Origin of the sequence: Bernardetia aquimarina (assembly GCF_042180575.1) — a bacterium.
Taxonomy (GTDB): domain Bacteria; phylum Bacteroidota; class Bacteroidia; order Cytophagales; family Bernardetiaceae; genus Bernardetia.
The window spans coordinates 74,795-92,624 of the sequence record NZ_CP170094.1 but is presented as its reverse complement, the minus strand read 5'-3'; the positions used below and the strand labels follow the sequence as shown (position 1 = coordinate 92,624).

14 protein-coding genes are annotated in these 17,830 nt (G+C 31.1%); 7 read left to right on the top strand and 7 right to left on the bottom strand.

Features of this window, described 5'->3' with window-relative positions:
• Positions 1–44: 44 nt before the first annotated feature.
• Together ACE193_RS00380 and ACE193_RS00375 are read right to left on the bottom strand one after the other, a co-directional pair.
• Positions 45–821, bottom strand: coding sequence for an MBL fold metallo-hydrolase (locus tag ACE193_RS00380; protein ID WP_375561042.1), 777 nt, complete (start codon positions 819–821; stop codon positions 45–47).
• Between the two features lie 50 nt (positions 822–871).
• Positions 872–3,301: a prolyl oligopeptidase family serine peptidase gene (locus ACE193_RS00375; RefSeq protein ID WP_375561041.1), complete on the bottom strand. Its 2,430-nt coding sequence runs from the start codon at positions 3,299–3,301 to the stop codon at positions 872–874.
• Between the two features lie 140 nt (positions 3,302–3,441).
• On the opposite strand from ACE193_RS00375, the gene ACE193_RS00370 reads away from it, so the two are divergent.
• Complete coding sequence (locus ACE193_RS00370) at positions 3,442–4,095, top strand: hypothetical protein (RefSeq protein WP_375561040.1); 654 nt, start codon at positions 3,442–3,444, stop codon at positions 4,093–4,095.
• A 439-nt stretch (positions 4,096–4,534) separates the two neighbouring features.
• Here the strand turns inward: ACE193_RS00370 and ACE193_RS00365 are convergent, their stop codons facing one another.
• Positions 4,535–5,386 carry a universal stress protein gene (locus ACE193_RS00365; RefSeq protein ID WP_375561039.1) on the bottom strand — a complete coding sequence of 284 codons (852 nt, stop codon included), beginning with the start codon at positions 5,384–5,386 and terminating at the stop codon, positions 4,535–4,537.
• 170 nt (positions 5,387–5,556) lie between these two features.
• Between ACE193_RS00365 and pnuC the strand changes: the two genes are divergently transcribed.
• Positions 5,557–6,309, top strand: a complete 753-nt coding sequence (pnuC, locus tag ACE193_RS00360; RefSeq protein ID WP_375561038.1) for a nicotinamide riboside transporter PnuC — start codon at positions 5,557–5,559, stop codon at positions 6,307–6,309.
• 360 nt (positions 6,310–6,669) lie between these two features.
• On the top strand, positions 6,670–7,167 hold the full coding sequence (locus tag ACE193_RS00355; protein ID WP_375561037.1) for a hypothetical protein: 498 nt from the start codon (positions 6,670–6,672) through the stop codon (positions 7,165–7,167).
• Between the two features lie 43 nt (positions 7,168–7,210).
• On the opposite strand, the gene ACE193_RS00350 is transcribed toward ACE193_RS00355, so the two are convergent.
• The 3 genes from ACE193_RS00350 to ACE193_RS00340 form a co-directional block, all read right to left on the bottom strand.
• On the bottom strand, positions 7,211–9,385 hold the full coding sequence (locus tag ACE193_RS00350) for a thioredoxin domain-containing protein (RefSeq protein ID WP_375561036.1): 2,175 nt from the start codon (positions 9,383–9,385) through the stop codon (positions 7,211–7,213).
• A 121-nt stretch (positions 9,386–9,506) separates the two neighbouring features.
• Positions 9,507–10,268: a SprT-like domain-containing protein gene (locus ACE193_RS00345; protein WP_375561035.1), complete on the bottom strand. Its 762-nt coding sequence runs from the start codon at positions 10,266–10,268 to the stop codon at positions 9,507–9,509.
• 111 nt (positions 10,269–10,379) lie between these two features.
• The gene (locus ACE193_RS00340) at positions 10,380–12,197 is read right to left on the bottom strand and encodes a hypothetical protein (protein WP_375561034.1); all 1,818 of its coding nucleotides are present in this window, start codon (positions 12,195–12,197) and stop codon (positions 10,380–10,382) included.
• 375 nt (positions 12,198–12,572) lie between these two features.
• Here ACE193_RS00340 and ACE193_RS00335 point away from each other — a divergent pair, with 375 nt between their 5' ends.
• Positions 12,573–14,141, top strand: coding sequence for a GNAT family N-acetyltransferase (locus tag ACE193_RS00335; protein ID WP_375561033.1), 1,569 nt, complete (start codon positions 12,573–12,575; stop codon positions 14,139–14,141).
• A 226-nt stretch (positions 14,142–14,367) separates the two neighbouring features.
• Here ACE193_RS00335 and ACE193_RS00330 read toward each other — a convergent pair whose 3' ends face one another.
• A complete protein-coding gene (locus ACE193_RS00330; RefSeq protein ID WP_375561032.1) occupies positions 14,368–14,703 on the bottom strand; it encodes a YbaB/EbfC family nucleoid-associated protein in 336 nt (111 codons plus the stop codon).
• Positions 14,704–14,984: 281 nt separating this feature from the next.
• On the opposite strand from ACE193_RS00330, the gene ACE193_RS00325 reads away from it, so the two are divergent.
• The 3 genes from ACE193_RS00325 (at position 14,985) to ACE193_RS00315 (ending at position 17,787) form a co-directional block, all read left to right on the top strand.
• On the top strand, positions 14,985–15,848 hold the full coding sequence (locus tag ACE193_RS00325) for a hypothetical protein (RefSeq protein ID WP_375561031.1): 864 nt from the start codon (positions 14,985–14,987) through the stop codon (positions 15,846–15,848).
• Positions 15,849–16,006: 158 nt separating this feature from the next.
• Positions 16,007–16,828 (top strand): porin family protein, encoded by an 822-nt coding sequence (locus ACE193_RS00320; protein ID WP_375561030.1) that lies wholly within the window; start codon positions 16,007–16,009, stop codon positions 16,826–16,828.
• A gap of 320 nt (positions 16,829–17,148) precedes the next feature.
• Positions 17,149–17,787 (top strand): thioredoxin family protein, encoded by a 639-nt coding sequence (locus ACE193_RS00315; protein WP_375561029.1) that lies wholly within the window; start codon positions 17,149–17,151, stop codon positions 17,785–17,787.
• Positions 17,788–17,830 lie beyond the last annotated feature (43 nt).

The window sequence follows — 17,830 nt, the reverse complement described above, 5'->3', positions numbered from 1 at the left end:
TCCTTCCTACATAACAGAAAGAGAGTTCAAAGCTATATTTACACTCATAACTTCACTTGCAAACCATCATACGCCAGTTCTATATTTGGTGGTAATTCTTCCAAGACTGTTTTATGAAATCCCATTTTATGACTAATGTGTGTCAAATAGGCTTTTTCAGGATTTAATTTTTGTATCACTTCGATGGCTTCATCTAATGTATAATGAGAGATATGTTTTTCTTTTTGTAATGCCCCCAAAACTAATATTTTTGTTCCTTTTACCTTTTCTAATTCTTCATCAGAAATAAAATTAACATCAGTAATATAGGTAAAATCTTTAATTCTAAAACCAAAAACAGGGAGTTTGTAATGCAAAACTTCGATAGGAATTATCTTTACACCTTCTACTTCAAAAGGTTTATTTTCAATAATATGTGTTTCTACTTGTGGCACTCCAGGGTATTTGAAATCTGCAAAAATATAGGCAAACTCTCGCTTTAATTGCTCTAAAACAGATTCTCGTGCATAAATAGGCATATCTTTTTGCTGAGAAAAGTTAAAAGAACGTATATCGTCCATTCCTGCCGTGTGGTCTTTGTGTTGATGCGTAAAAAGAACAGCATCAAGTTGTGTAATTCGTTCACGAAGACATTGTTGTCTAAAATCTGCACCTGTATCGACGATAAAACTTTTCATTTCGCCTTTATTATTTTCCACTTCAATCTGAATAGAAACACGCAAACGCTTATCTCTATAATCTAAAGATTGACAAACTTCACACTCACACGCAATAACAGGAACACCCTGTGATGTTCCCGTTCCTAAAAATGTTACTTTCATTTATTTATATTTTTATGAATACTTTTTTTAGACAACTTGGAAGCTATCTTCTACGGTTTACCTATTGTTCTATCAAAAAGTTGATAAATGCGCTTGTATTCGTCTGCCCAACTGCTTGGATAAACAAAACCATGTCCTTCAATCGGATAAACAGCAAGTTCCCAATTTTCTTTTCTTAGTTCGATTAATCGTTGCGCTAACCTAACCACATCTTGAAACTGAACATTTGTATCAACCATTCCATGACAAATCAATAAATCCCCTTCCAAACCCTCAGCAAAATAAATAGGAGAAGAACGAATATATGCCAAACTATCCTCAATAGGAGTATTCAAAATATTGGCTGTATAAGGATGATTGTAGTGCGCCCAATCTGTAACCGAACGAAGAGCAGCACCCGAACGGAAAACCTTAGGTTCTTTAAACATTGCCATCATAGTCATGAAACCACCATACGAACCACCATAAATTCCGATTCTTTCTTTATCAATTCCGTAATTTTTGACTAAATAATCTGCGCCAGCTACATAATCTACAAGTTCTTTATTTCCCATGTGACGATAAATTGCCGTTCTCCAATCTCTACCATAACCTTTGCTACCACGATAATCAATGTCAATCACTGTATAACCCTGTTCTCTCAAAAGATTATGAAACATATATTCTCTATAATACGAACTCCAACCATAATGAACATTTTGTAAATATCCTGCGCCATGAACAAACATAACAGCAGCTTTATTTTTTACATTTGCATCAGGCTCATAAATACGAGCTGGAACTTCTACACCGTCTGGTGTTTTGAAAGTGATGATTTTTGGTTCGTACCAAGACTGCTTGTTAAATTCCTCAGTTACAGAATTTGTAATCTGTCTTTGTGTAGTTGAATTGGTTTTATTTTCAAAAACCACTAATTCCCAAGGTTTATTTGAATAGGAATAACGAGCAATCCAATACTTTTCATCTGGCGACAAAATAAAATCTTCATAAACTCCTTTTTGAGAAGTAATTTTTTCTAACTCATTTTTCTTATTATTTTTAGAATTGAGTTTATATAAATGATATTCGTGGAAATTTTCTTTGTTGGCACGAACATAAAACGTTTTTTTATCTTTTGAAAGCCAAACATTAGTTACTTCAAAATTTCCATTAGTGAGTTGATTGCGTTCCTTAGTTTCAAAATTGTAGGTATAAAGATGCGAAAATCCTGTTTTTTCAGATTGAAAATAAACAGTTTCATTGTCTTGCCAGCCTAAAGTTCCTGTTTCTCCATGCCAACCACTAATTCCTTCTCCACCTATCCACGCATCGTCATGTTGCATATCGACAAGTTTTAATTTTTCATTTTCACTTGTCAAATCCATCCCCACAATCCAACGGTCTTTTGAATCATCTGCACGAACTACCATAACACCTTTTTTTCCATCAGGCGACCATTTTGTTTCATGAATCCATAAGTTTCTTGGAGAGTTTCTTTTTATATCTTTTTCATATTCTGCGTAATAAGCAGGATTTTCCATCATCTTTGGAAGTGCTGACAAATCAATCTCATCATTTGCTTTTCCATATCTATCATAAACATAAAGCGAAAAATTAGCTGTAGAATTTCCTACTTTCGAACGAGCAGATAGGTTTTCAGTATAACCAAATTCATTGATATAATTAGGAACTTCGGTAGCTTTTGAAGAATACTCTCCTAAAACGTAAATCACAAAACGTCCGTCGTTACTAATCTGAACTGAAGAAACATATTTTCCATTAAGAGGAATAGCCGTCAAACGATACGGTTTTGGTTGTGTATTTTTGACAGAATCTTCTAAATGATTTATTCTCACAATTTCTAATAAATCATTTTGTTGCTTATTAAGCCACTTTTCAGCTTCATTAAGGCTTTTTTCAACTTTTGAATCTGAATTTACAAAAGAAGTCAGTTGTTGTGTTTGTCCAATTTGCTGTCCTTGCAACCAAAAATAAAACAAGTCATTTCCTTTTTGATAAACAATAGCACTATCATTTCTTGTAAAATATGGATTTGTTTCATTTTCTAGTGTGTTGGTAAGTCTTTTTGTACTACCGTTTTGCATATCTTGCAAATACAAATCTCCATCAACAGAAACTACTTTTGAAGTTTTTATTTTATTATAATTTTCAAAGTCATTATTTTGCCCAAAAACATAATTTTGAGGATTTAGATTAAAATCATTTTCTACAATTTTCAGTGGTGTTCCAATTGGATTTCCATTCGAAATACTTTGTTTGTACCACGTCGGCAAAGGCTCTAAAGACGATTTTTTAGAAAAATAAATTTCTTTTCCATCAAAAGACCAACGTCCATTTTCTGGCAAAACACCAACAAACTTATCGCCTTGCATAATTTGGTCAATTCTGTCTAAGGCTTGTTCTTGACTTTTGATTTCTTGAGAAAAAGAAAGTGTAGTTATCGAAAATAATAAAATTGAGAATAGAAGTTTTAGTTTCATTGGGTTTGTTTTTTGATTTTGATTTTTTTGGAATGGGAAATTAGTAAAAAAATACTTGTGAAACAGACAATAAAGCAATGGTTATAATTATTTTCACAAAGAATAGTATATTTACGAATTATTTATTTAAACCCAAAAAAATGAAATATTTTATTTATATATTGGTATTACCTCTATTACTAGCCTGTAAACAGACTACAAATGAAGAAGAAAAAAAACCAGAAGAGTTTTTTTTCTACTCCGTAGATCGTGAAAATTATAAGGATTCTAAAAAAACAGTTACAATTTATCACTTCAAAACTAGGAATAATGGTGGTACTTATTCTTATTCTTTTATTGAAAATGATTACAATAAAATAAATTACGATTTAGCAATACTTGCTGAGGGAGAATACTACCCAAACACCAAACTGGTTGCTAAAAGATTCAAAATCAAATATCACGATGAGTACACAGGATTAAATGGACGCATTTATATTATAGATAATATTGAGTTGTTGGATAGCGTTCCAAACTATAATAAGTATAATATTAATGACTATATTTTTTTACCTCGTTGTAGTAGTGATGATATTTTAAATTTAATAGAAATTGAGTTTTATAAAACTAGAAAAAATGAAGAGGAACAATGGGAAACTTTTTTTGATGTTAAAACATTAGAGCAAAATAAAGATAGTTTGACTTGTGATTGCGAAGTAAATATGAAAACTAGCAAACGAAGTTATCACGTAGAATTTTCTTTCAAAAAAGAACCTAATGGACATCTAGAAATCTACGGTTTCAAATATGAATGATTAACCTGTATCATTTCCAAACGCATAAGCAACCTATTGACTATTGAATTATACACCTGCTGTCTCTCGCAAGACACAAAAAATAGTTCTTGCTTGCTTCCTAGCAAGTGAGTAATATGTATTCGGCTTATAGCCATGTATTTTGTATTTTTAAACTAGTACAAATCTAAGGTTTTAAAACCAAAATTTAAAAAAAACAAATATAAAATACCAAATACAAATGTGTTTAATAAAAAAAGTAAGGTACAGCAGGAACTGAGCAAAATAAAACATATCTAAAAAAGAATTAGAAAATGGAAATTTAAACTGTCAAGACACTTTTGAGGTGTCAGACAAATTTCGTTAACCTATAAATAATTTTGCCCAGTTACTTAGTAACAAACATAATTGTAAAACTAAACAGTTCGGTGTAGAGGTAGAGCAAACCGTTCTGTCAAAATTAAAATTCTATTTTGTCAGCAGCTCTCATAATCAAAAGAGGACTTTCTGCATGATATGCCATTTTTTTGGTAACACTATGACCAAAAAGACGTTGTACAAAATCACGTTCACGACGCAGCATAACCAACAAAGTAAGAGGGTTTTCTTTAATATATTCTAATAAAACATCTTCTACTTGATCTCCTTCTTCTTGTTTAGGAATAGTTTTGAAACTTACATAATTATTGTCTGCACTTATTTCTGTATAATTTCTTCCAAAGGCTTGAAACTTAGCGTTTGTTTCAGCATCTTTTTCTATATGAATACATTCTAATTTTGCTTTGAAATCCGTAGCTAAACCTTTTAGATAATTCAAGACACCTTTATCATCTGCAATAAGTGATGTCGCATAAACAATTCTTTCGTAAGTACCTTTCAGACTTTCTTCAGGAACAATAACCACAGGACAAGAGGCATCCTTAATAACTTTGGCAGCAACACTTCCCAAGAAAACCTCTGTCAGTCCACTTGCACCTTTTGTACCCATCACAATCAAATCAGATTCTTCTTTTTCTGAATAAAAAAGAATGCGTTGCATAGGATCTCCATCTACTACCAAGTGTTCGAAATCCAAGTCTGGTTCAGTTTCTTTTAAGCGCATCACCACTTTGTACATATTATCTTCGGCTTCTTGTTTGCCAAGGTCTGTAAGTTTTCTTTTGCCTGTAAAACTACCACCACCCATTTGAGGAGGTTGATAAGAATGAAAAACAATAATTTTTGAATCGGATGTTTTGGCAAGCTCAATCGCATGACGGAGTGCTTGTAATGAGTTTTCAGAAAAATCTAAAGGAACAAAAATAGTTTGCATATAATAAAAATGGTGTTGTAAGAATGTTTAATAAATTGATTTTTTGATAAAAATATATCACAAAGTTACTAATAATAAGACTTTTTTAATCGTAAAAATGGCTATTTAGAATCATTTTCACAAAGAAGTGTTTTTTCTTAATCTTCAACTCTTAACTTTGCAATTCATTTTTGAAATTATTTTTTACACAAAATACAAAATTTGCTTTGGAACAACTCTTAGAATCATTTCTAACCTATTTTTTTTCTCATAAACTAGAACTTTTCGCAGCTCTTACTGGACTTGTTTGTGTTTGGCTCAATACAAGAAATAACCATTGGGGTTGGTTTTTTGGAATTGTAAGTGTTGTTCCGTATATCTATATTTTTTTTGAATCAGGTTTGTATGGAGATTCTATTTTGAGTGCTTTTTATTTTGTGGTTAGTATTTGGGGTTGGTATCATTGGCTTTTTGGAGGTAGAAGTAAAAGAAATAAAGCAAAAAAAATCACTAAATTATCCTCTGAGTCTTCAATTTTAGATAAAAATGTAATAGAAGAATTAAACTCTGAAAACTTCTATGATGATAAAATGGCTAAAGAAGAAAATACAGAACTTCCAATTACTCACATGCCTATCAAATTTTGGGTAATAAGTATGGTAGTTGGTATTGCAGGAGTTTTTGGTTTTGGAGCTTGGTTTTCTACGTTACCAAATGCTTCTGTTCCTTATTTTGATGCTTTTACAACATCTTTTAGTGTCGTAGGACAGTTTCAACTTGCCAAACGTTGGGTAGAAAACTGGATTTTTTGGTTTGTTATTGATGTTGTTTGTGTAGGAATTTATTATTACAAAGAGCTTTATTTTACAACAGGACTATATTCTGTATTTTTAGTTTTGGCAGTTTTGGGATATTTTGAATGGAAAAAGCAAATGAATGAATAGATAATATTATTTTTTGTGAAATTTTGATTTTTACTCCATTAGGAGTTTTATATTGGTAGAAAAATAGAAACGTTAAAACTCATATACTCCGTAGGAGTTGTATAGCATTTTTTACTACCTATTCTAAATGCTACCAATATCAAGTTCCTACAGAAAGGTAAATAAGTGTATTAATGAGCTGTAATTTAACTACCCATGTTACACGCTCCACAAAAATTGTCAGATAACCACACTTTTTTATCTCAAAAAAATCATTAAAAGACTACAATAAAGTAATTTTTGTGTTAATTTTACTTTCTCTTATTTTAACCTTGTGTCCAGTTAGAAATAGCAATTTTTAGAAGAGAATAACCCCCTTATATGAAAGAATTCGAAAAAAAATCAGAAAAAAAATCAACTACTGATTTCTCATTATTGTATAAAAATAAAGAAGAAGCTATTCAAAAACGAATAGACTTATTGTATAATAGTATGTCCTTTTCAGAAGGAATAGAACCAAACTGGTCAAACTTTCATGATTGTTTTACAAGTAGCGCACAGTTTATTAATGCCAATCTTGATGCCCCTATGTTTTTAGATGTTCGTACTTTTGCACAAGTTTTGGAAGTGCAGATACAACAACATAACATTCCTCAACTTTTCACACAAGAAATGTCGCATCGTACACAAATTTTTGGAAAAATAGCACAGCGTTTCAGTATTTTTGCCAATAAAATTGAACTAAATGGACAGCCAACTACACAAGGAATAAATAGCATTCAACTTATTTGTGCAAAAGGTAATTGGCTTATTCAGTCTATTTCTTGGTACAATGAACGTGATGATGACAAAATCCCTTCTTATCTATTTACAAAATAATGAATTACTAGAAAAAGTAAGCAAAGACTACTATTTTATTAGATTAAATCTGATTCAAAGCCTCTGTTACACTATTTACTGGCAACTGACACGTTTTGTTTTTACACACATAAATTGTCGTTTTATTATTCAATGTTGGTCGCATTTCTAAAAGTGGTAAGGCAGATTTTTGTCCTTCTTCTTCATTTTTGACAGCCACAATTATTTTATTTGGAATATAAAATGCAGAAATTTCTTTTACAGTTTCTTTATACTTTTCGCCTACAATCGCTATTTCTGGAGTAGGAGTGAGAAAATACGTAAAAAGTGATGCCCAGTTCGAAACGTGTCGTGGTTCGGCTGCAATCAAAGAAGCTACTTTTCCTAACATTTCTTTGCTTGTTTCTTTGTACAAATTATTTTCTAGTAAAATCCCTAAAAAATAAAGATTGGTAGCCATTACAGAGTTGGAAGACGAAATTACATTATCGAAAATTTCTTTCTTTTGGGCGACTAATTTTTCACTTCCTAATTGGTCACTAAAATAAAACAATCTTTCTTCTTTGTCATAAAAATTAGTAAAGACATATTTTGTTAGTTCGTCGGCACGCAAAAGCCATTTTTCATCAAAACAAATCTGATAAAGTGCAATATACGATTCAATCAAAAGCGCATAATCTTCTAAAAAACCATCAATTTCGGCAGTTCCATTTTTAAAAGTATGATATAATTTTGATGTGTTTTCTTTATCAAAAAGATTATTTTCTATAAATTCAGCCGTTTGTAAAGCTAAATCTAAATACTTTGCATTCTCTTTTTCATCATTTGAAGCAGCATTTAAAGAAGAATACACATTACAAAAACCTTTTATCAAAAGTGCATTCCAAGAAGTCAGTATTTTATCATCCAAACTAGGACGAACTTTGTTTTTTCGGACTTCTAAAAAATGATTTTGCCATTCTTTTACTTTGCTTTTCAAAACACCTAACTGAATTTCATTTTCTTTTGCAAATTCTTCATCTGTATCTTTTCTATACAAAATATTTGCTCCTTCGGTAGCATGTGGACTTTCCCAGTTTCCTATTGAAGTAACGGAATAATATTTTTTGAATAATTGTAGGTCTTCGTCTTGATTTTCAGAATTTTTGAAGGTATGATTTGCAAAAATATGTTCTATTTCATCGATTGTCCACGTATAAAATTTACCTTCTTTACCTTCGCTATCAGCATCTAAAGCAGAATAAAAACCGTTATTTGTGTTACTTTTATCTTGTAATTCTCTTGTCAAAAATTCCGTAGTTTGTTCTATTATTTCTTTATAAACTTGTCTTTGATTATAGTCAGATTCTGAGTTTTCTGTAATTGTATAGGCTTCTGCATACAAAGAAAGTAATTGAGCATTATCATAAAGCATCTTTTCAAAATGAGGAGCAAACCATTCTCTATCCACCGAATAACGAGCAAAACCTCCTCCAATTTGGTCGTACATTCCACCTTGAGCCATTTTATTGAGCGTGAGATGTACTTGTGATAGAACTTTAATTTTTATAGGATTTGTTATATTTTTTTTATTCAGATAATCATAATAGCGAAGTAAAAATAAATAATAAGAGGGCATAGGAAATTTTGGAGCTTGACCAACTCCACCAAATTCTGTATCAAAATGCTTTTCGAAACTTTCAAAGGCTTTTTCTAAAATAGTATCTAGTTCAAGCGTCGACGCTTGAACTAGAACATCTTTTAAGTTGTATCTTTCCAAAGCAGAAATAGACAATACTTTAGTTACTTTATTTGCCGATTCTTCTACTTCGCCTCTTTGATTTTGATAGGCTTTTCCGATTTGCTGCACAATATCAACCCATTGATTAGCAGGAAAATAAGTTCCTCCCCAAAACGGTTTTGCATCAGCCGTCAGAAAAACATTCAATGGCCAGCCACCCGAAACGCCCATCATTTGGACAGCTTCCATATAAATCGCATCTACATCTGGGCGTTCTTCTCTATCTACTTTTATACAAAAAAAATATTCGTTCATTACCTTTGCAACAGCTTCATTTTCAAAACTCTCATGTTCCATCACATGACACCAATGACAAGCCGAATAACCAATACTGACCAAAATAGGTTTGTCTTCTTGTTTTGCTTTTTGTAGTGTTTCATTGTTCCACATCTGCCAATGAACAGGATTTTGAGCGTGTTGGAGTAAATAAGGACTACGACTTTTTGAGAGTTGATTCAAAATAAAGGGGGTTTTAGGTGTTGTGAGATAATTATTTGACTTTGAAGCTGTTTAAACTTTTCTTTTTATGAAATCAAAATTTTGTATTTATTCATAATTTACCATTAATAACTCACAACTTCTAAATTGGTTTTTTATCTAATTTCTTCAAATATTTCAAAAGAATATAAAATTTTGTAAAACGACTTCCTTTGTTGTCTTTATATTCTCCAGTTGCATCCAATGCCATCACAGTTGCTCGTTTCGTGATTCGGTGTATTACTCCTGTATGAGATTTTCCATCAAAAGTAAATTTTACCCAGTCGCCAACTCTCAAATCATATTCTTTTAGAGCTTCCATTTTCCCAGTCAGAAGTTGGTGTGTAAAGGCTGTATGTCCGAAAATAGAATTAGCTAGTTTTTTAAAATTACCTTTTTTGCAGCTAGAATCATTAAAGGCTATAAACTCTATCAAATGAATAATTTCGTGTTCGATGACGTGTAGGAGTGCTTCCAAACGGTTTTTGGTCTGAAAACCTGCTAAATTAATAGTTTTATTATTTGTTTGTTCTTTGAAAGAATTAAAAATCAAATACGCCGAAATACGCATTCTAAACTGAATCGGATTGTGTTTTGTAACCTTATAATACATCAGTTTTCCTCCTGCCGAAGTCATTTTTTTGGAAAAATCAAAAGCCATTCTATCAATTACTTTATTTTCTTTAAAGTAATTATCAAAAAAATAAGTGTCATATAATTCAAAAATCAACTTTACATCATTATTCGAAACAAGCCCAAAATTATCCGTTTTTATTTGCTTAGATTGAATAAAAACTTGCTGACGGACTTTCTCAAATCGTTCTGTTATTTCCTTTTTTGAATAGTGGTAGGTTAGAAGTTTCATAATTAGTTTAAATCCTCAACGACGGTGAAGACTCGTTGACGGTTGAAAAAATCTTACTATCTTTAACCGTCGTTGAGGTCAAATGAACCGTCAACGAGGATTAGATAAAATTTACATTTCAATTCCCATTTTTTGCATCAAAAATACGGCATTTGTATTCTGACACACTCCTTTTTTGATTTTGTAGGGATAATGCAGACCTGTTTCCATATTTTCTACTTCAAAGGCATAGTTTGTAATTTTGTTTGGAAACTCGGCTTCTAATTTTGATAATTCTACATCGTGAGAAGCAATAAAAGCCGTTGCAGGAAGTTTTAAAAGCTGTTTGATAATGGCAACAGAACCTAAATAACGGTCTTTAGAGTTTGTTCCTCTCAAAATTTCATCTAAAAGAACCAAATTATATTCTCCTTTTTTATCAGCTTCTTCCAAAATATCCAAAATTTGTTTTAGTCTTTTGAGTTCTGCAAAAAATGAAGACTCTCCTTTTTCTAGTGAATCAATAATACGCATACTACTACTGATAAGCATCGGCACAAAATCAAACTTTGTAGCACACACAGGCGCACCAGCACACGCCAAAACCATATTTATTCCCAACGCTCTCAAAAATGTACTTTTTCCTGCCATATTTGAGCCTGTAATCAAGGCAATTTCACGTATATTTTTTGCTGTGAAATCATTTGCTATTCTGACCTCTTGTTTTAGAAGTGGATGCGCCATTTCTACGATTTCAAAAGCATTTTCTGTTATTTTTTGTTCACTTCCGTTATTATTTAAAACAGAAATGGTAGGAAAAATATATTCTTTATGATTGAATGAAAAAGAAGCCAAACTAAATAAAGCCTCAAATTCTGCCAGCGTTTCTACCCATTTTGGCGTGTCATTTTTATGTTCTTTTCTCCATTTTTCCAATTTTATAGCAAAATGAATATCCCACAAAAACATTCCATTCAAAAACATAAAAGCAACTCCATTCATTCTATATTCAAATAATTCTAATGTTTTGGCTAATTCTTGAGCTGCCTTCGAACTTCCTTTCAGTTCATTTTGTAACGTCTTCGTTTCTTCTTTTTGAAAAGTAGCATTTTCTATAATTTCCCACAAAGAAGCATATTTTTGAAGAAAAGAAATATTTTTTCCTACGGTATCATAAGTCAGTTGTAGTTTTGGAAACATACTTCCCACAATTCCGAGTTGAGCCAAAGAAAGAAAAACAGGCAGAATGTAAGTAACAAATCCCATAAATGTAGCAATCCAACTCACAACAGTAATTACAGGGAGTACAAAACGAATTATATTCAAGACTTTATTTTCTAAGAAAGTATCTTCTGATTGAAGCCATTTTTTTAATTGTAAATATTGGTTTGAAGTTTCTTCATTTAAATGTGCTGTTGTCTGTAAGTTTAATCGCAATTCTGTTGCTTGTTTTGTTTCTTCTGCTAATTCTTTTACAATTTCTTGTCTTTTAGTAATTGTTTTTTCGTCTGTTTTTTCTGAAAGCCAATTTGCCAAAAAACTTCTTCCTACGCTTGTATGTGTGCGTGAGATATAAGAAAAAAGGCTTGTTTGTCCGAAAATATCTAAATCTTTGATGTAAGCGTGCAGAACATCATAAAATTCCATTCCATCATCAAGATTTTCGAAGTTATATTCTAATCTTTCATTTTCTGTTTCTAAAAGTTTGATTCTAGTTTTCCAGTAGTTTCTTTTTTGTTCGGATTTTTGATAGAGTTTTACTAGAAAAATAAAGCCTGCAAATAATACAAAACTAGCTCCTGTTACAATTTGCCAACCTTTAGGAATTAAAAAATAAAGAATTACCAAAGCAGCAAAAAAATAAATCAAGCGAATAGTAGCAATCAAACGAGATTGGTTTTTGAATTTTGAAAAGGCTTGATTAGCTTCTGAAAGATAAGATTGATACATATTAGAATAGATAATTGTCAGTTAATAATTATTTGTATAACAAAATAACACTAAAAAAATATTTTTATAAAAAAATAAATTTGTATTTTAATCACTTAATAATTATTGAAAACAATCTGAAATAATAAAGGTTTTATTTTAAATAAAGTGTACTTTTGCGTGCTTTTATAAATGCACTTAATTACTCATTATTCCGTTTTTTTTTTGGAAAGTGAGTCAAAAAAATGAGATTGCAAATATACACAATACTCTACAAAGAGACTTTAAAAAAATAATCATTTGTACAGTCATTTTACAGAACAATTCGTAGTTCTGTGTTTTTTAACCTAAATTAGTAGCTTTACTAATAGAAAATTAAATTTTTAACTTACTTTTATGTCAATAGATAAAAAAGAAAATGTTATATCGACTTTCGAAACTGAACAACACGTATTAAAACTGCGTACTGTTGAACCAACTGATGCAGTCGATATTGAAGAAATATCAAAACTGATTTATGCGAAAGATCAAGCGTGGACGAAAGAGTCAATTATGAAATTGCTTGAAATGTTTCCAGAAGGTCAGATTTGTATAGAAGACAAAGGAAAAGTAATTGCTTATGCACTAAGTATGGTAATTGATTATTCTAAATTTGGAGATAATCATACTTATCATGATATCGTAAGAGATAATTTTGTGAATCATAATGATGATGGAGATGTAATATATGGAATTGAGGTAAGTGTAAATCCAAATAGCCGAAATATGCGCTTGGGAAGGCGTTTGTATGATGCTCGCAAAGAACTCTGTGAAAACTTAAATCTTAAAGGAATTATTGCTGGTGGGCGTATGCCAAATTTTAGCAAATACTCCGATTCGGTAACACCTAGACAATATCTAGAGAAAGTACGTCAGAAAGAAATTTATGACCCAGTTTTGACTTTTCAGTTGAGTAATGGTTTTCATGTAAAGAAAGTATTGCGTAATTATTTACCAGATGACAAAGAATCAGAAGCGTATGCAAGTCTTTTGAAGTGGGATAATATTTACTACGAAGAAAAACCTACTCTTGTAAACCAACCCAAAGAAGTTATTCGTATTGGTGTTGTTCAGTGGCAGATGCGTAACGTAAAATCAGTAGAATCATTTTTTGAAAATGTTGAGTTTTTTGTAGATGCACTTAGTTCGTATCGTGCCGATTTTGTTCTTTTTCCTGAATTCTTTAATGTTCCTTTAATGGCAGAATTCAATGAAGAGGATACAGCAAAGGCAATTCGAAAACTAGCAGAATATACCGAAGAAGTTAGAGACAAACTGGTTGGTTATGCTGTTTCTTATAATGTAAATATTATTGGAGGAAGTCTTCCTTTGTATGAAAACGGAAAGTTGTACAATGTTTCTTATTTGTGTCGTCGTGATGGAACGTGGGATGTACAGTACAAAATTCATATTACGCCAAGTGAAGTAAATGATTACGGAATGGTAGGTGGAAATAAAGTAAAAGTTTTTGAAACAGATGTAGCAAAAATTGGTATTTTGATTTGTTATGATTCAGAGTTTCCAGAGCTTTCTCGTATGATGGCTGATGAAGGAATGCAAATTTTGTTTGTTCCTTTCTCTACTGATATGCAAAACGGTTATATGCGTGTACGTGTTTGTTCGCAAGCTCGTGCTGTTGAGAATGAGTGTTATGTAGCGATTGCTGGTAGTGTAGGAAACCTTCCAAAGGTAAAAAATATGGATATTCAGTTTGCTCAATCGGCTGTTTTTTCGCCTTCTGATTATTCTTTTCCTAATAATGCCATTATTGCAGAAGCAACTCCAAATACAGAAATGACAATGATTGCCGATGTAAATCTTGATTTATTGAAAGAATTACACAGTCATGGAAGTGTTCGAAATCTGAAAGATCGTCGTACTGATATTTATTCTTTGAAATGGAAAGATAAAAGTGATAAGAAGTAAAAAAACAGTTATCAGTTATCATGAATAAATTTTGAATGATAATTTTCCATAAAAAAGTCTATTTCAAATATTATTTTGAAATAGACTTTTTTGTTTTTAATAAAATAAGGAGAGAAAACACAGGTACAAGCCCGTCAATGAATGACATCCCTGCCCTGCTCACTTCTCCTTTTGCTTTTGAACCGTCAACGAGGCTCTGCCGTCGTTGAGGTTATTGAGTGAGTAATTACATTCCCATTCCTCCCAAATCCATTCCAGGGATATTAGGCATCATTCCTTCTGTACTTTTTTGCATGTGTTCTTTACTTTTTTCTTCTGCTCCTTCTAAAGCCTTATTCACGGCTGCGACTATCAAATCTTGCAGCATTTCTTTGTCATCAGATTTTATAATATCTGGATCAATATCTAATTTAATAACTTGTTTTTTTCCATTAGCTACTGCCTTTACCATTCCACCACCAGCTTCTCCTTCGGCTGTAATATTTATGAGTTCTTCTTGCACTTCTTGAAGTTTGGCTTGCATTTCACGCACTTTACCAAACATTTTCATCATGTCTTTCATCGAATAGGTATTTTAAATTAGATTTCTACTTTTTTTGATTAAAGGTAAAAATACAAAAATTCTCGTTTAAATTTTATTTTTTTTACTTTAGAGTTACGAAATTTTAATTCATTCTCATATCATAAGAATATTTGGAGAACATTTGGTTTATTAAAAAGTTTGAAATATTTATTTTTGCTTCTAGTTTTTTGGCTTATTACTTGTCCTTATCGATTAAAGTTGTTTTTAAGCAGCGTAAATTTGACAGTGTTTTTTACTTAGATTTGGAAAACTCAATTAAAATGAAAAATATACTTTTGCTGCCTTTATTATTTATATATTTTACCTTTTTTAATTTTGTTTTTGCTCAAAATGATACTTTGATTTTTCAGAAAAAAACTCACTTTGAAAACGAAATTATTTTGAGCTGTATTGATTCATATAGCAGAATTTATATTTGTGATAAAAAAGGAGTTATTCAGCGTCTGGATAGTTTGGGGAATGTAGAAATTCTTTTTTCCCCTTCTTCTTCTATTGTTCCGACTACTTTTAATGTTCAAAATCCAAATCAAGTGTTTGTTTTTTATCAAGAATTGCAAGAATGGGTAATTCTGAATCGTTTTCTGACAGAAATAGAACGCTATGAAATCTCTAATAAAATAGAAAGCAATCAATATGGTGAAATTGGTTTTGTGCGTTTGCTTGCTCCTTCACCAAATAATACACTTTGGTTTTTTGATGAATCTGATTTTAGTTTGAAAAACTATGATATTTTGAATAAACAAATTTTATCTCAAACACCTTTGGGTTTAATCTTAAAAGATGAAGATTATCCAATTTCGCATTTACAATTTTATCAAAATCAGATTTTTTTGGGTGTAAAAGGACAAGGTATTTTGATTTTTGATAACTTTGGGAACTACAAAACAGTATTAGAGTACCCAAATTGGAACTCTATTTCTTTTAAAGGAGAGTTTATTTTTATTACAGAGACAAACAAAACAATAAAAAAAGGACTTTATACTAAAACTAACAAAGAAATAATTTTACCCAATCAAACTAAAAAATACAAAGAAGAAAGCATAAATTATTTCTTTCAGTTTGGTTTGAAATGCTATCACATCATTAAAAATGAAATGTATATTTACACTATTTCTACAAAATAAAAACAAAATAAGAAGTTGATTCAATTTTTTTAAGATTCTCTCGTTTAATTAGGGAGTATTGCTTATTTTTGGCATACTTTAAAAAGTATAATCTATCAACGACAAAAAAAGAAATTTCAAATCCTATATATTAAAGTAATTTAGTTATGACTACTATTATGAAAAAAACATTTTTTCTTTCCCTCCTTTTTTGCCTCGCTTTTACTTACCAACTACAAGCTCAAGGATTTTCTTATTCAGGTTTTAAAACAGGACTTTCCGTTGCTCGTGCGCCTATTTCCTTTGATGCCATAAAAACAGATACAACTGGACAGCTTAGTGTAGAATCAGAAACAAATAATGGCAAATTTCGCACAGGGTTACAATTTGGGGCATTTGCAGGAAAAGAATTTACCAAAACTATTGGTCTGCGTATGGAACTCAATTATGTACAAATGGGAAGAGTAGATACAATCAACTTTAATCAGCGTCAGAATTATGGATTGCATTATTTTTCATTTGACCCTATGTTACAACTTCGCATAAAGCCTAATAGCCCTAATCATTTTTATATTATAGCAGGTCCTTCGGCTCGTCTATTAGTAGGAAGTGGAGCAAAAGGCACAGAAAATGTACAACCTTTAGATGTTCGTCAAGCAGATTTAGGAGCTAATTTAGGTTTTAGTTATTTAGTTGGACTAACTCCTTATTTATATCTTACTTTAGAAGCTCGTGCTTACTATGGTTTTATGAATGTAGCTCAAAAACCAAAAGAAAATTCAGTAGGTTTGAATGAGTATATTTCAGCTCTTACTACTGTCCAAAATGCAACAGACCCTTTTGATATTCCAGAAGAAGCAAATACAACTCTTGAAAATGCATCACGTAATGGATTAAATAATAATTATAAAATAACAAACCAAGGTGCTATGTTTAGTATTGGTTTTTGTGTTCCATTACGTCCACCAGCAGAGAAGTTAATCAAAATGAAAAAACAATAAACTCTTGCATATTAATTTTATAGTGAAGTTGTTTAAGAATGAGTTTTGTACGTCTTCTTGTTGGTGTCGCTACGCTAAAACACCAACAAAGGCAATATCATTTTTAAACAACTTCAGCTAAAAATGAATCCGATTACAACTGGTTTGTAATGGGATTTTTTTATTCAGAATACTAAACAACTTATATCTTTTAGATACACAAGAACAGAAAACAAACCAAGTTGAAATTTATCAAAACAAAATATGTCATTATTGCGTATTAGTTCATATACAAACATATCAACATTTATTCATATTAAATCAAAACTAACTCACTCATTATGAACTATTTAGACAAAAGCTATTTAGCAAAATCAATGTTCTATCAAGAATACAGAACACTTGGACAAGAACTTTTAGAAAAAGGAACTACTACAAATGGTGATAATAGTCCAGAAATTTTGGAATACACAAACATGAATATGTATCGTATGAATAGGCTAGACAAAACCACAAAAATAAATGAAAATGTAAAAACAGCTTTGAATAACCTTCCGTCAAATGAAAAATATTATTGGGTAATTCTTACAGAAAGTTGGTGTGGAGATGCTGCTCAAATTGTTCCTGTCATGAATAAAATTGCAGAGGAAGCAGGAGAAAAATTAGAAATTCGATTTCTTTTGAGAGATGAAAATCCAGATTTGATAGATGAATTTTTGACCAATGGTGGACGGGCAATTCCGAAACTTATTTTTGTAAAAGAAGAAAAAACAGACACTACTACAAAACTAAAAATAATCAATTCTTGGGGAGCAAGACCAGCCGAAGCACAAAAATTGGTTACAGATTACAAAGAAAAAGTAAAACAAAACCCTGAATCAGAAGATTTCAAAGGTTTCTCAGAATCTTTACACAGTTGGTATGCAAAAGACAAAACGCAAAGCACACAGAATGAACTCGCAAAGTTATTGAAGAAGTAATGTATTTCCGTAGGGACAATGCATGCATTGTCCCTACAAAATT

Bases quoted from the DNA above. Each gene is read 5' to 3' on its own strand.
- ACE193_RS00325 (WP_375561031.1), top strand. From the start codon at position 14,985: ATGAAAAATATACTTTTGCTGCCTTTATTATTTATATATTTTACCTTT.
- ACE193_RS00365 (WP_375561039.1), bottom strand. From the start codon at position 5,386: ATGCAAACTATTTTTGTTCCTTTAGATTTTTCTGAAAACTCATTACAA.
- ACE193_RS00315 (WP_375561029.1), top strand. From the start codon at position 17,149: ATGAACTATTTAGACAAAAGCTATTTAGCAAAATCAATGTTCTATCAA.
- ACE193_RS00380 (WP_375561042.1), bottom strand. From the start codon at position 821: ATGAAAGTAACATTTTTAGGAACGGGAACATCACAGGGTGTTCCTGTT.
- ACE193_RS00375 (WP_375561041.1), bottom strand. From the start codon at position 3,301: ATGAAACTAAAACTTCTATTCTCAATTTTATTATTTTCGATAACTACA.
- ACE193_RS00370 (WP_375561040.1), top strand. From the start codon at position 3,442: ATGAAATATTTTATTTATATATTGGTATTACCTCTATTACTAGCCTGT.
- ACE193_RS00355 (WP_375561037.1), top strand. From the start codon at position 6,670: ATGAAAGAATTCGAAAAAAAATCAGAAAAAAAATCAACTACTGATTTC.
- ACE193_RS00320 (WP_375561030.1), top strand. From the start codon at position 16,007: ATGAAAAAAACATTTTTTCTTTCCCTCCTTTTTTGCCTCGCTTTTACT.
- ACE193_RS00330 (WP_375561032.1), bottom strand. From the start codon at position 14,703: ATGAAAGACATGATGAAAATGTTTGGTAAAGTGCGTGAAATGCAAGCC.
- ACE193_RS00335 (WP_375561033.1), top strand. From the start codon at position 12,573: ATGTCAATAGATAAAAAAGAAAATGTTATATCGACTTTCGAAACTGAA.
- ACE193_RS00345 (WP_375561035.1), bottom strand. From the start codon at position 10,268: ATGAAACTTCTAACCTACCACTATTCAAAAAAGGAAATAACAGAACGA.
- ACE193_RS00340 (WP_375561034.1), bottom strand. From the start codon at position 12,197: ATGTATCAATCTTATCTTTCAGAAGCTAATCAAGCCTTTTCAAAATTC.